Annotated in this window: 15 protein-coding genes; 2 read left to right on the top strand and 13 right to left on the bottom strand. The window is 58.1% G+C overall.

Annotated features, from left to right (window positions below):
- Positions 1-191 precede the first annotated feature (191 nt).
- The 7 genes from tolB to ruvA all read right to left on the bottom strand — a co-directional run bounded on the left by tolB (position 192) and on the right by ruvA (position 5877).
- Positions 192-1514 (bottom strand): Tol-Pal system beta propeller repeat protein TolB, encoded by a 1323-nt coding sequence (gene tolB, locus F8B91_RS00750; protein ID WP_196501809.1) that lies wholly within the window; start codon positions 1512-1514, stop codon positions 192-194.
- The gene (locus F8B91_RS00755) at positions 1511-2368 is read right to left on the bottom strand and encodes a hypothetical protein (RefSeq protein ID WP_196501810.1); all 858 of its coding nucleotides are present in this window, start codon (positions 2366-2368) and stop codon (positions 1511-1513) included. The genes tolB and F8B91_RS00755 overlap by 4 nt, the downstream gene beginning before the upstream one ends.
- A gap of 89 nt (positions 2369-2457) precedes the next feature.
- On the bottom strand, positions 2458-2919 hold the full coding sequence (locus tag F8B91_RS00760) for an ExbD/TolR family protein (protein ID WP_196501811.1): 462 nt from the start codon (positions 2917-2919) through the stop codon (positions 2458-2460).
- Between the two features lie 4 nt (positions 2920-2923).
- Positions 2924-3634 (bottom strand): protein TolQ, encoded by a 711-nt coding sequence (gene tolQ / locus F8B91_RS00765; protein WP_196501812.1) that lies wholly within the window; start codon positions 3632-3634, stop codon positions 2924-2926.
- 192 nt (positions 3635-3826) lie between these two features.
- The gene (ybgC, locus tag F8B91_RS00770) at positions 3827-4216 is read right to left on the bottom strand and encodes a tol-pal system-associated acyl-CoA thioesterase (protein ID WP_196501813.1); all 390 of its coding nucleotides are present in this window, start codon (positions 4214-4216) and stop codon (positions 3827-3829) included.
- A 3-nt stretch (positions 4217-4219) separates the two neighbouring features.
- Positions 4220-5263, bottom strand: coding sequence for a Holliday junction branch migration DNA helicase RuvB (gene ruvB, locus F8B91_RS00775; RefSeq protein ID WP_196501814.1), 1044 nt, complete (start codon positions 5261-5263; stop codon positions 4220-4222).
- Positions 5260-5877, bottom strand: a complete 618-nt coding sequence (gene ruvA, locus F8B91_RS00780; protein ID WP_196501815.1) for a Holliday junction branch migration protein RuvA — start codon at positions 5875-5877, stop codon at positions 5260-5262. The genes ruvB and ruvA overlap by 4 nt, the downstream gene beginning before the upstream one ends.
- 68 nt (positions 5878-5945) lie before the next feature.
- Here ruvA and F8B91_RS00785 point away from each other — a divergent pair, with 68 nt between their 5' ends.
- Positions 5946-7046, top strand: a complete 1101-nt coding sequence (locus F8B91_RS00785) for a hypothetical protein (protein WP_196501816.1) — start codon at positions 5946-5948, stop codon at positions 7044-7046.
- Here the strand turns inward: F8B91_RS00785 and ruvC are convergent, their stop codons facing one another.
- From ruvC to F8B91_RS00800, 3 genes are read right to left on the bottom strand one after another with little or no spacing between them, the layout of a single operon-like run.
- Complete coding sequence (ruvC, locus tag F8B91_RS00790) at positions 7047-7550, bottom strand: crossover junction endodeoxyribonuclease RuvC (protein WP_196501817.1); 504 nt, start codon at positions 7548-7550, stop codon at positions 7047-7049.
- A 13-nt stretch (positions 7551-7563) separates the two neighbouring features.
- The gene (locus tag F8B91_RS00795) at positions 7564-8478 is read right to left on the bottom strand and encodes an acetamidase/formamidase family protein (protein ID WP_196501818.1); all 915 of its coding nucleotides are present in this window, start codon (positions 8476-8478) and stop codon (positions 7564-7566) included.
- Between the two features lies 1 nt (position 8479).
- Entirely contained in the window at positions 8480-9229 is a 750-nt protein-coding gene (locus F8B91_RS00800) for a YebC/PmpR family DNA-binding transcriptional regulator (protein WP_196501819.1), read from the bottom strand.
- A gap of 229 nt (positions 9230-9458) precedes the next feature.
- Here F8B91_RS00800 and F8B91_RS00805 point away from each other — a divergent pair, with 229 nt between their 5' ends.
- Positions 9459-9650 carry a hypothetical protein gene (locus F8B91_RS00805; protein ID WP_196501820.1) on the top strand — a complete coding sequence of 64 codons (192 nt, stop codon included), beginning with the start codon at positions 9459-9461 and terminating at the stop codon, positions 9648-9650.
- A gap of 18 nt (positions 9651-9668) precedes the next feature.
- On the opposite strand, the gene F8B91_RS00810 is transcribed toward F8B91_RS00805, so the two are convergent.
- The 3 genes from F8B91_RS00810 to F8B91_RS00820 are packed head-to-tail and all read right to left on the bottom strand — an operon-like array spanning position 9669 to position 12195.
- On the bottom strand, positions 9669-10481 hold the full coding sequence (locus F8B91_RS00810; protein WP_196501821.1) for a TIGR00282 family metallophosphoesterase: 813 nt from the start codon (positions 10479-10481) through the stop codon (positions 9669-9671).
- Entirely contained in the window at positions 10472-11053 is a 582-nt protein-coding gene (locus tag F8B91_RS00815) for a 5-formyltetrahydrofolate cyclo-ligase (protein ID WP_196501822.1), read from the bottom strand. Before F8B91_RS00815 ends, F8B91_RS00810 begins: the two co-directional genes overlap by 10 nt.
- A 23-nt stretch (positions 11054-11076) precedes the next feature.
- Complete coding sequence (locus tag F8B91_RS00820) at positions 11077-12195, bottom strand: phosphatase PAP2 family protein (protein ID WP_196501823.1); 1119 nt, start codon at positions 12193-12195, stop codon at positions 11077-11079.
- Between the last annotated feature and the right edge of the window lie 17 nt (positions 12196-12212).

Raw genomic sequence — 12212 nt, forward strand, 5'->3', positions numbered from 1 at the left:
AAAAGCCAGAGCTCATCCATCATTAGGCATGACAGGATTTGGTTAAAAAAGGCGAAACCGCCTGCTTACCGTCACTTCCCGCAATGCAACCCGGTGCAGCACTTGGTCAAATAGCGAGGCGAAATTGTGTCAAAAGCAACATATTCGCGGTTCTTTTGGAACCGTGGTTTGCGAGACGTTAACGCCGATTCTCACTTCAAAAGCGGCGACCAGGCCGGATCGGTGGCAAAATTGGCGGTCTGCATGGCCTGCTCGTTATAGCCGGAAATATCCACCGACCAGAGCTGCGAGCCGCCATTTTCACCGGGGCTGTCACGGAAGAACATGATGACGCGGCTGTTAGGCGACCAGCTGGGGCCTTCATTATGGAAGCCTTCGGTCAGGATACGCTCACCCGAGCCATCAGGGTTCATCACGCCGATACCGAAGCCGCCAGAGCTTTGCTTGGTGAACGCGAGATATTTGCCATCCGGCGACCAGACCGGGGTGGAATAGCGGCCCTGGCCAAAGGAAATGCGCTGCTGGTTGGAGCCATCGGCATTCATTGTGTAGATCTGCTGGGTGCCGCCGCGATCCGATTCAAAGGCGATGCGCGTGCCGTCTGGCGAATAGCAGGGGGCGGTGTTGATCGCCGGCACATTGGTGATCTGGCGGATCTGCTTGGAGCGCAAATCCATTTCATAAATATTGGCGTTGCGGCCATCGTCGCTTTCAAGGCTCATCACGATGCGCTGGCCATCGGGCGAGAAGCGCGGCGCGAAACTCATATGGGCAATGTCGCCCACAATTTCCTTCTGGCCCGTATCGATGTTGTAGATATAGACGCGCGACGCTTCAGCACCGATGGCAGAATAAGTGATCTCCTGCGAGGAGGGCGAGAAGCGCGGCGTGAGCAAAATCTCTTTGCCATTGGTCAAGGTGTGGGCGTTGAAACCGTCCTGATCCATGATGGCCAGCTTCTTGATGCGCAGGTTCTTCGGGCCGCTTTCATCGACATAGACAATTCGGGTGTCGAAATAGGGGGCAAAGCCGGTGATCTTGTTATAGATCATGTCAGCCACCTTGTGAGCCAGACGGCGCGAGAGATTGGCCGGGGCAGTGAAGCTTGAACCGGCGAGGAAGGCTTGCGTGTTCACATCATAAAGCTTGAAGGCCACAGTGAGCTTGCCGCCGGCCACTGAAACCTGACCGACCACGAGGGCCTGCGCCTTCACCTGCCGCCATGATCCGAAATTCGGGTTCTGGTCGAAGCTGGAAATCTGTTCAATGAAACTCGCAGGGTCGAGCGGCTTGAAATAGCCCGAACGATTAAGGTCATTGGCGATGATGCCGGCCACTGCTGTGGCTTGGTCTCCTGAGCCTTGCGATGCAAGGAAGGGTGCCACTGCAATCGGCAGCGGATCAATCTTGCCGCCGGTCACCGTGCCGGTAACGGCAAAGGCCGAGCTTGCAGCAGAGGCCACCACAATCAGCAGAACAAAAACGCGGAAAAAGCTTTTCATGAGAAATCTCACTGGCCAGCAAGCTGGGTTGGGTTGAAGTCGATCGTGTTGTCTTTCCATTGATCATATTGATCAACGGGCAATTCGTAATTCTGGCATTCCATGATGGCTGAAATTGCGGCCCGGGTGGTGGCCGCCGCAATCGGATCAGAGCCAGGGTCCTGAACTGCCTCAGGCTGGCCACTGACCGAGCCATCGGTGTTCAGCAAAAAATGGATCGGCACGGAAATATTGGTTTCGCGCGCCGCAGCGGGAATATTGAAGCATTCCTTGATGCGCGAGATCAAGGCCGCAGCAATCGTGGCGGTATTGGCGGCATCATTGCCGGCCGTGTCCTTCTCGCCCTTGGCGGGTGCGCCCTGCTTGTCGGAAGGCTTGGCAGGGGCAGTATTTTCGCCTTTGATCTTGTCCAACAAGGCCTGAGTATCGGCATTTTGCTGATCGCGCTTCTTTTTCAACTCGGCCTTCTTCTTGGCGTCGTCAGCTTTTTTCTTTTCGTCGGCCTTCTTTTTTTCTTCAGCCTTCTTTTGCGCGTCGGCGATGGCCTGCTGCTCGTCGAGCTTCTGCTGCTCTTCCAGCTTCTTCTGATCATCGTTGATCAGGTTTTTTAGCGGATCGGAATCGAGCGGCTTGTCTACCGGCTTGGGGTCAGGCTTTTTCTCCGGCGGCGGAGCGGTGGGCTCGTGGGCGGCGGTGTTGACTTTGTCATCCACCTTCTGGGCGGGCGGCACATCCTTGGTCACATTGGTGACCTTGGGGGCGGGTGGAAGCTTTGAATCCGGCGCGTCCTTGGCGGTGGCCATTTTCTGCGTCTTGTCGGAAATCATCGCGGAGATATCAACCTGGATGGTTTCTGCTGGCGCCACTTTGAAAGGAGCGGGGGCGGGCAAAGCAAAAAGCGCCGCCAGGATTATCGCAGCGTGAACGCAGAAGGATATGACAGCGCTTTTCCGCATCAATTGCCAGAGGGTTGATCCTGTGGACTGGTTTGCAGACCGATCTTGTTGTAGCCTGCGGCATTCAGGATGCCCATAACTTGAGCCACGGCACCGTAGGGTGTGGCACCCTCTGCCTTGACAGTGACTTGATCATCAGTGCCGTTTTTGGCGAGCGCCTGCAGCTTGGCGGTCAATTCATCCTGTTTGACTCTGGCGTCTTGCAAATAGATGGAGCCGTCCGACTTCACCGCGATGACCATTGGATCGGTCGGGATATTGAGCTGTTTGGCTTTGGTCTTTGGCAGTTCGATGGGAATGCCGGTCGTCATCAGCGGCGCTGCCACCATGAACACGATGAGGAGCACGAGCATCACGTCCACCAACGGAGTCACGTTGATATCGCTCATCGCGCCGTGGCGCGACTGCCGGCGTGACGAACGCCTGGAATAACCGCCTGCCTTGATACCACCAGCTGCCATCTACTTAAGCCCGCTCATCAAGTTGACGCGAGATAATCGCGCCGAATTCATCTGCAAAGTTTTCAAGACGCGTTCCGATCTTGGCGGCATCGGAGGAATACATGTTATAGAAAATTGTCGCCGGTATGGCGGCCACAAGGCCGATTGCGGTGGCAAACAGCGCCTCGGCGATGCCCGGCGCCACCACGGCCAGATTGGTATTTTGCGAATTGGCGATGCCCTGGAACGAGGTCATGATGCCCCAGACCGTGCCGAACAGGCCGATGAAGGGGCCGGCAGAGCCCACGGTGGCAAGGAACAAAAGACGGCCTTCCAGCCCGCTCATTTCCTTCTGGATCGAAACATCCATCACCTTTTCGATGCGCTTCAGCACACCGGCGAAACCGGCGCGCATCGCAGCACCCTGGCTGCGCTTCCATTCCTCCATCGCGGTGATGAAGATCGCTGCCATGCCTATCGTGGCGCGGCCGGACATCGAGCGATACAGGTCTTCCAGTGACTGGCCCGACCAGAACTGGCTTTCAAACCGGTCATTGGCGGCATTCATGCGGCGGACAGCGAAAAATTTGTTGAAGATGATGGCCCAGCACCAGATTGAGGCGAGGCCCAACCCGAGCATCACAATCTGGACCGGCAATGAAGCCTGGAAGATCAGATGAAAGAGCGAAATATGCGCGCCGCCTGGCGCTACTGGTGCGGCAGTTACTTGATCCATGAACCCTGTCCCAAATAGTGGATGCCTTCGCCCCTGAGAAGGTGAGGCGCTTCCACCAGTCAAATCTGTCAAAACTGCGGCATTTACAGGCTTTTCCCGAATCATCCGCAGGCCGGGGCAGTGATGCCACAGCAGGCCTGTTGAATCAGGCTTATGGTTAAGGATGGGTTACTTTATCGTTCCTGAGCTGGGTTAGCCGCGCAGTACCCGGGCCATGTCTCCGGGGATACGTTTCGGCCGCCCGCGCCCGTCAATCAGCACCACGGTAACGGCGGCGGTGAAGAGGCTCTGCTCACCGCGCTTCACCGTCTGGAACAGCTCAAACCGTGCGCCGCCCATTTCGCGGAAATCGGTTTCCACCGTCAGCTCATCATTGAAGCGGGCGGGGCTGAGGAAATTGCAATCCATCCGGCGCACCACGAAGGCGGTGCGGTCTTCGCCGTCGAACAAAGCCGTCTGGTCCACGCCTTTCACACGCAAATAATCGCTGCGGGCGCGCTCGCAATATTTCAGATAATTGGCGTGATAGACGTAGCCGGAAAAATCGGTGTCTTCGTAGAAGACGCGCAAGGCATAAGTCATCACTCAGTCATCCTCATCGAGCGGCAGCAGGCCTTGCGTGAGTTCCGGCCGGTTGGGCATGGCGAGGCCCAAATGCTTGAAGGCATGCACAGTGAGCAGGCGGCCGCGCGGTGTGCGATTGAGGAAGCCAAGCTGCAGCAGATAGGACTCCACCACGTCTTCAATCGTGTCGCGTGCTTCCGACAATGACGCCGCGATCGTATCGATGCCCACTGGCCCGCCACCGAAATTGAGCGCGATGCAGGACAGATAGCGATGATCGAGTGCGTCCAGACCAGCGGCATCAACATCCAGCAGTTTCAATGCTTTATCTGCGATTGTTCTGTCTACGGTTGAAGTGCCGCCGACATGGGCGAAGTCTCGCACCCGGCGCAAGAGGCGGCCCGCAATGCGTGGCGTGCCGCGCGAGCGCTTGGCAATTTCGCGCGCACCATCTTCGGTGATGTTGAGATTCAAAATGCGCGCACCGCGTTGCACGATGTCGAGCAGCTCGTCCTCTTGATAGAAGTCGAGGCGCACAGGGATTCCGAAGCGGTCACGCAATGGCGTGGTCAACAAACCTGTGCGGGTGGTGGCGCCGATCAATGTGAAGCGCGCGAGATCGATGCGCACACTGCGTGCGGCCGGGCCTTCGCCGATGATGAGGTCCAGCTGGAAATCTTCCATCGCCGGATAGAGCACTTCTTCCACCACCGGGCTCAGGCGGTGGATCTCGTCAATGAACAGAACATCGCGGTCTTCAAGATTGGTGAGCAGGGCGGCGAGGTCACCCGCCTTGGCGATGACGGGGCCGGAGGTGGCCTTGAAGTTGACGCCCAATTCGCGCGCCATGATTTGCGCCAGCGTGGTTTTGCCCAAGCCCGGTGGGCCAGCGAACAGCACATGGTCCAAAGCTTCCTTGCGGCCCTTGGCGGCCTCGATGAAGACCGAGAGATTCTGCTTGGCCTTGGCCTGGCCGACAAATTCCGCCAGCCGCTGCGGGCGCAGATGGGTATCCAGCGCGTCCTCAGGCTTCTTGTCGCCGGTCACGAGGGGGCGGGTGTTCATACCGTCGCCAGTTCTTTCAGGGCGGCGCGGATCAGTTTTTCAGGGGGTGTATCGGGTGGCAATTTTTTGAGAGCGGCGGATACCGCCTGGGCGCCTTGGGTTTGGCCATAGCCGAGATTGACCAGGGCGGAGACCGCATCGGTCACTGCTGTGGGAGTGGTGGCCTGCATTTCTGCTGAAACCTGGGCAAGGCCAACATCGGCCACGATGAATTTCGGCACCTTGTCTTTCAGCTCCAGCACGATGCGTTCGGCCAGTTTCTTGCCCACGCCATTGGCTTCACCGATCTTGGCCTTGTCCTGCACGGCGATGGCCGAGGCCAATTCATTGGGTGTCATGATCGACAGGACGGCCAGTGCCACGCGGGCACCCACGCCCTGCACCGATTGCAGCAGCTTGAACCATTCCTTCTCGGCGTTGCTGGCAAAACCGATGAGGCGGATATTATCCTGGCTGACCAGCATTTCGGTGTGCAACTCAGCCGCCTCGCCGGCGCGCGGCAGGGAGGCCAGGGTCCGGGCGGAAGCGGAGGCGAAATAGACCACGCCGCCCACATCCAGCATCACCCAGTCTTCACCGGTGGAATCAATTCTGCCTTTAAGCTTGCCGATCATGCGTTGTTCTCTAAAGCTGACTGGTAAAGAACGTATTAGAACAAGTCAAGAACGCGGAGGAGGGCGAGATGTTGAAAGTGATTGTCGCGCTGGTATGGGGTCTTATCTTGGCAGCACAGGCCCATGCCGAGGGTGATGTGCAGCCGCTGAACGGCATTTGGACCGGCACAATTGGCAAATTGCCCGTCAATGTCTGCCTGCAGGTGAAAGACGGCGAGTACAATTTCGGCGCCTATTATTATCTTTCGCATCTGAAGCTGATCAATCTGCAGACCAGCGACAAGGGCGGATGGACCGAAGGCACTGATGAGGCCAAGCCCGACGCCGTCTGGACCTTGAAGATGGCCGGGGGCGACACGGTTTCCGGCAGCTGGGTTGGCAATGGCAAGACGTTCGATGTGAACTTGCACCGGCTGGCCAAGCTCTCCGGCGAGGATGTGGACTCGCCCTGCGGTGCAAATGAATTTTTCAAACCGCGCCTGACGCCGCCGAAGATCACTGAAACACCGGCCACGCTGGATGGCCAGCCCTACACCAAGGTTAAGGTTGAAGCGGGCAAGCAATTCGATGCCATCTTGGAAACCTTCAAATTGCCCGGCAAGGGTGCAGGCATTGCGGCCATCAACAAGCAGCTGCTGGAAGGCGTGCCGCAGAATGGCAGTGCGCCTGGCTATGTCGAATGCCTGCAACAGGCAACGACGATGGGGCGCGACGGCGATTATGATGTCAGTCTTTCGCCCACGGTGTTGACGGCGCACTGGCTCGTCGTCGGCAGCGGCGATGGTTCTTTCTGCGGCGGGGCGCATCCGGCCAACAGCAGCTCGGAACAGGTCTATGATTTGCGCAACGGGAAAGCGCTTGATCTGCGCACATGGTTTGCCAGCGGCATCGCCGCCAAGGATGGCAAACTCTCGGGCAAGCTCGAGTCCATGGTCATGAAGGCATTCACCGATGACAAGGACAATGGCGAGGAATGCGCTGAGGCCGTGAAGGATAATTTCGGATGGGATGTGAGCCTTGCCAGCACGGGCATGAGCTTCACCCCGGAGCTGCCCTATGTCTCAACCGCTTGCGCCAATGCGGTGGTGATCGGCTTTAAAGAAGCCGCAGAATTTCTGAAGCCGGAAGGCCAGAAGCAACTTGCGGAGTTCCACAGCGAACTGAAATAATCAGAGCTGCGCCAGTTTCGCCTTGAGCGCGTGGGCGCCGCGATGTTGCGCGTGGCAGATGGCGATGGCGAGGGCATCGGTTGAGTCGGCCGTGTTCATCACGGCGCGGGGCAGCAGCACTTTCACCATGTGCTTCACCTGGTCTTTTTCGGCGTGACCATTTCCCACCACTGATTTCTTGATCACGTTCGGTGCGTATTCGAACACGCCCACTTTGCGCAAGACCGGGGCCAGCATGACCACGCCGCGCGCCTGGCCCAGCTTCAAAGTGGCGCGGGCGTCCTTGTTGACGAAGGTTTCTTCGATAGCGGCTTCCTCCGGCGCAAACTCATCGAGGACTTTCAGAACCTGGGTGTGGATCTGCAGCAGGCGGGTGGCGAGGTCATCCTCATTCACTGAGTGAACGGCACCATCGGCGACATAGGACAGCCGCGTGCCTTCTGCTTCAATGATGCCCCAGCCGGTGTGGCGCAGGCCGGGATCGAGACCGATGATTCTCACCATAGGGCGAGATTAGCTATTTGAGAGCGGCGAGGGCAGACTTTTCCAAACGGCAAGCCACCGAATAGGCCGGGTTGAAAACATTGGCCACGTCGTAGCGCACATTCATGCCGAGGAAGTGAGAAGCTGCGATCTTGTCGAGGCCGTAATCCTGTTCCAGCCAGACCAGCATTTCGGTGGTGGCGTGCTGCAGTGCTTGGTCCAGCGGGCGGGCATTTCCGACCGTGAAGATCGACGTTTCATTCTCGCCGCGTGGCCAGCGCATTTTCCTGTTCTTGAGCAGGCGCACTTTGAAAGTGATTTCGGCGCTGGTCTCGATGCCGGTGCCGGCGATTTCACCATCGCCCTGTGCCCCATGCACATCGCCGAGGAAGAACAACGCGCCGGGAACAGACACCGGGAAATAAGCTGTCACGCCTTCGCCGAAGCCGCGGTAATCCATGTTGCCGCCATGATGCCCGCTGGTGGCAGTGCTGATTGCTTCGCCACCATCGGGGGCCACGCCAAAGCAGCCGATCATCGGCACGATGGGGATCGACCAATCTTTTAAAGCAGCCGGCGGCTTTTGCAGGGTGATGCTGTTTTGCCTGGGATTGATATCCCAGAAAATCTTTTCTCGCGGCGGCATGGCGCGCACTTGATGTGGATCGACCAAGTGCCAAGCGAGGCCTTGCCGCGTCCAGCCGGTGGCGCGCGTCATCTCAATCTCAATGATCTCCACCGCCAGCGCATCGCCGGGTGCTGCACCCTCGATGAAGAACGGCCCGGACATCGGGTTCGGATCGGCGGCCTGATGCGCGTTGTTCAGGTCGTAGCCATTGGCATCCAGCGTGGAGACGGTGACCGTGTCGCCATCCGCAATCACCAATGCGGCCGCATGGCTGCCGATGGTTTGGAAGTAAGTGCTGGGGCTGAAATTGTGATGCGCCATCTTATTCTGGGTTCAGCTTGGCCGCGATCTCTTCCGGAATATCAGCATTGGTGAAGACGTGCTGCACGTCATCATCTTCATCCAGCGCGTCGATCAGCTTCATCAGGCTTTCGGCTTTTTCAAACTCGGTGATGGGCGCCATCACTGTGGGCTTCCACACCAGCTTCACGGATTCAGCTTCGCCGAATTTTGCGGCCAAAGCGGTCGACACTTCATTGATTGATTCAAACGCGCAGGTGACCACGTGCTCACCGTCGCTGGTCACATCGTCGGCACCTGCTTCAATGCCAGCTTCCATCATCGCATCAGCAGAAGTCTTGGCCAGCGGATAGACGATCTCGCCCACATGCACGAACATGAAAGACACTGATCCGGTTTCGCCCAGATTGCCACCATATTTGGCGAAGAACGCGCGCACCACGGGTGCTGTACGGGCGCGGTTGTCGGTCAGGGCTTCGACGATGACGGCGACACCTGACGGGCCATAGCCTTCGTAGCGGATGGTTTCGTAATTCTCGCCATCGGCGGCGGACGCCTTCTTGATGGCGCGCTCGATATTATCCTTCGGCATCGATTCAGCGCGGGCATTCTGGATGGCGAGGCGCAGCCGGGCATTGGCGGACGGGTCCGGGATACCGGCTTTGGCGGCCACGGTAATTTCGCGCGCCAGCTTGGAAAAAATCTTCGAACGGATTTTATCCTGCCGCCCTTTGCGGTGCATGATGTTCTTGTATTGTGAATGACCAGCCATATCAATCTCTTAAAAAGTCAGATACCGAAGTTGCTGCCTTATAGAGGCAGGCGGCAGTAGTGCCAAGCGCCACAGTTTAACCCGGCTTTAAGTTTAAGCCCTCAACATGGGGCCCAGTGAGTGTGTGGAGTGCGTTTTCATGAATGGCAAGTTTGCGCCTATTGAGTCTTTTTCGTTCAATGAAGATTTCGGAGTCGCAGGCGCGGCGGGCTTAAGGAAGGTCAAGTCATTGGCTGAGAATGCACCTACGGGCAGGCTGTTTGCCTCCATCACCACGCTCACCGAAATGAGCGCATCCGCCACCAAGGCTTTGGAGCAGGGCGACATCAGCCGTGCCCGCCATGTGGCGCAGAAGCTGGCGGCTTCCGCCAAAGCCTCGATCCCCGATCTTCTCAAAAGCAAATCGCGCAAGAGCGCGTAAGCTTTTCAGCACAAAGAATTAAGGCAACGCCTGGCTCAACCGTCCGCCCACGCGGATGGGGTTGATCGCTAGCGCCAGCCCGGTCTTGTCATCGGTATCCACCATCACGCCTGACACTGTAGCCTCGCCATCGGCGGGACGCATGCGTTCTACCGGGAGTTTGCGCAGGAAGCGGTTCAGCGGCTCGGCTTTGTCCATGCCGATCACGGAATCATAATCGCCGCACATGCCAGCATCGGTCATATAGGCAGTGCCGCCGACGAGGATGTGATGATCGGCGGTGGGCGTGTGGGTGTGGGTGCCCACAACAAGACTGGCGCGGCCATCGCAGAAATGGCCCATGGCCATTTTCTCCGATGTCACTTCGGCATGCATGTCGATCAGGATGGCATCGCAATCCACACCCAAGCGGCACATTTCAAGTTCGCGGTTCACCGCCGGGAAGGGGTCGTTGAGCTGCGGCTCGATCATCACGCGGCCCATCGCATTGATGACCAGCACGCGCTGGCCCTTGGCGGTGTCCACCAGAGCCGAGCCATTGCCGGGGCAACCTTCCGGCCAATTGAGCGGGCGGATCATGCGGTTTTCGCGCGCTATGAAAACCAGTGCCTCGCGCTGGTCGAAGGCATGGTTGCCGAGGGTGACGACATCCGCACCCGCCTCGCGCAGGCTGTTGAAGATTTCCTCGGTGATGCCGAAACCATGGGCGGCGTTTTCGCCATTGACCACGACGAGATCAGGTTTGAGGCTTTCGCGCAGAACGGGGAGGTGGCGCAGGACGGCGTCGCGACCGGAACGGCCCACCACGTCACCCAGAAAAATCAGCCGCATGCGATCACACCGCGTTCGGTCATCACGAAATCCAAATGCTGGTCGTGGGCGTGATGCGGTACCTCTTCCACTTCCTGTGCGGCATAGGCTGCGCCGATGGCGATGATCTTTTTCTGGGCGCGCAATTTGTCCAATGTCCGGTCGTAGAAGCCGCCCCCATAGCCCAGCCTAAAGCCTTTACGGTCAAAGGCAAGAAGCGGCACGATGAGGACATCGGGTTCAACCTCGGGCGATGTGTCGAGAGGGATGTCGATATTCATGAAGCCCTTGTCCAAAGGCTCGCCCGGCAGCCAGCGGCGGAAAGACAGCGGCTGGCCCTCGGCGATGACGATAGGCAGGCAGGTCGTCCAGCCTTCACCGGCGAGGCGGCCAAGCAAGGGCCGCGTATCAATCTCCGAGCGCACCGGAAAGAAAGCGGAGACGACATTGAAGCCCGGTTCTGCCCTGGCCGGAAAACCATGCGAGGCGAGCAGCAAGGGCGCGCTTTCCTTCATTTGCTCATGCGCTTTCAGGCGGGTGCCGGACGCCATTTTGCGGGCGGCGGCTTTGTCGGCGGGCAATTCGAATGTCATGGCAGGTTGCTCTGCCACAAGTGTCAGCCGCGGGCCAGAGTTTCCATGTCGCGGTTATGCTGGATCATCGTGGGGCGGCGGTGCAGGTATTTTGCGACCGCACCGCTGAGCCACCAGATCAAGCAGGACAGCGCAATGGCGCCATAGCCATCCACCGCATAATGCCAGGCCAGATGCACCGAGGTGACGAGGATCACCACGGCGTAAGCCGCAAAGAACCAGCCGAGATATTTGTTGATGTGGCGGAAGGTCAACGCGAACAGAGCGGCATTGCCGTTGTGCATCGAAGGGAAGGCGGAGATACCCAAAGCTTCCGACTTGCCGGTATAGCCATCCCAGAGCAGATCCTGCGTGCTGAGCGACCAGATCGGCAGGCGCGTATTCACGCTGTTCAGATAGGCCATCAGGTCGGTGTAAGGATCAGGCATCAGGCCGAGGCGCTCATAATAGGCGGGGCCGGCGGAAGAGAAATATACCGCCATCAAGCCGCCGCCGATCCACCAGATCAGCATGTAGGACAGGAAAAAGCGCGTGCGCAGCTCGCTCGATTGTTTCTGAAAGGCGAACCAGACCATGGTTCCAAAGAGCGCGATGAACCACAGATTATAAAGCAGGCAGGCGGCGAAAGTGACGTAGTCATAACCCATCAGCGGCTGCAGTAGGCGCCACGGGTCCACACCAAAATGCAACGTGCGATCCAGCTGCATAAACGTCTCATCCCATTTGAAACCGTTGAGATACGGGATCTGCGGTTTCAGATCGAGAATGGCCTTGTTGTAGATCACGATGGCGATCACCACCGGCAGCGCATTGATGAACATTGCGGGCTTGGTGACAATCCATTTCACATCGGCGATGAGCGCGCGCACCGGGCTTTCCGGCTTGATGATGAAAATATACTGGATGAAACGCAGGATCAGCGCAACGGCAACGCCGACGGGAATCATGCTGGTGGCAATTTCCAGCAGCACGTCGAAAATCGGGGCCAGCTCACGGTGCGGCAGGCGTGCGAACATGACTTGATTGGTGGCCATGCACAGAAGCGGGATGAACAGGATGAGCCATTGCGCCGCCAGGCTTTGGATCACGAGCCTGAAGCCTTTCAAGCTCCAGCGCCGCATCGTCAAGGCAAGTTCAGTCATGTGCAATCCCTGGTTTC

Source organism: Aestuariivirga litoralis (assembly GCF_015714715.1).
Taxonomy (GTDB): Bacteria; Pseudomonadota; Alphaproteobacteria; order Rhizobiales; family Aestuariivirgaceae; genus Aestuariivirga; species Aestuariivirga litoralis_A.

Bases quoted from the DNA above. Each gene is read 5' to 3' on its own strand.
- F8B91_RS00760 (WP_196501811.1), bottom strand. From the start codon at position 2,919: ATGGCAGCTGGTGGTATCAAGGCAGGCGGTTATTCCAGGCGTTCGTCA.
- ruvB (WP_196501814.1), bottom strand. From the start codon at position 5,263: ATGAACACCCGCCCCCTCGTGACCGGCGACAAGAAGCCTGAGGACGCG.
- ruvA (WP_196501815.1), bottom strand. From the start codon at position 5,877: ATGATCGGCAAGCTTAAAGGCAGAATTGATTCCACCGGTGAAGACTGG.
- F8B91_RS00815 (WP_196501822.1), bottom strand. From the start codon at position 11,053: ATGACATTCGAATTGCCCGCCGACAAAGCCGCCGCCCGCAAAATGGCG.
- tolQ (WP_196501812.1), bottom strand. From the start codon at position 3,634: ATGGATCAAGTAACTGCCGCACCAGTAGCGCCAGGCGGCGCGCATATT.
- ruvC (WP_196501817.1), bottom strand. From the start codon at position 7,550: ATGGTGAGAATCATCGGTCTCGATCCCGGCCTGCGCCACACCGGCTGG.
- F8B91_RS00800 (WP_196501819.1), bottom strand. From the start codon at position 9,229: ATGGCTGGTCATTCACAATACAAGAACATCATGCACCGCAAAGGGCGG.
- F8B91_RS00785 (WP_196501816.1), top strand. From the start codon at position 5,946: ATGTTGAAAGTGATTGTCGCGCTGGTATGGGGTCTTATCTTGGCAGCA.
- F8B91_RS00795 (WP_196501818.1), bottom strand. From the start codon at position 8,478: ATGGCGCATCACAATTTCAGCCCCAGCACTTACTTCCAAACCATCGGC.
- F8B91_RS00810 (WP_196501821.1), bottom strand. From the start codon at position 10,481: ATGCGGCTGATTTTTCTGGGTGACGTGGTGGGCCGTTCCGGTCGCGAC.
- F8B91_RS00820 (WP_196501823.1), bottom strand. From the start codon at position 12,195: ATGACTGAACTTGCCTTGACGATGCGGCGCTGGAGCTTGAAAGGCTTC.
- ybgC (WP_196501813.1), bottom strand. From the start codon at position 4,216: ATGACTTATGCCTTGCGCGTCTTCTACGAAGACACCGATTTTTCCGGC.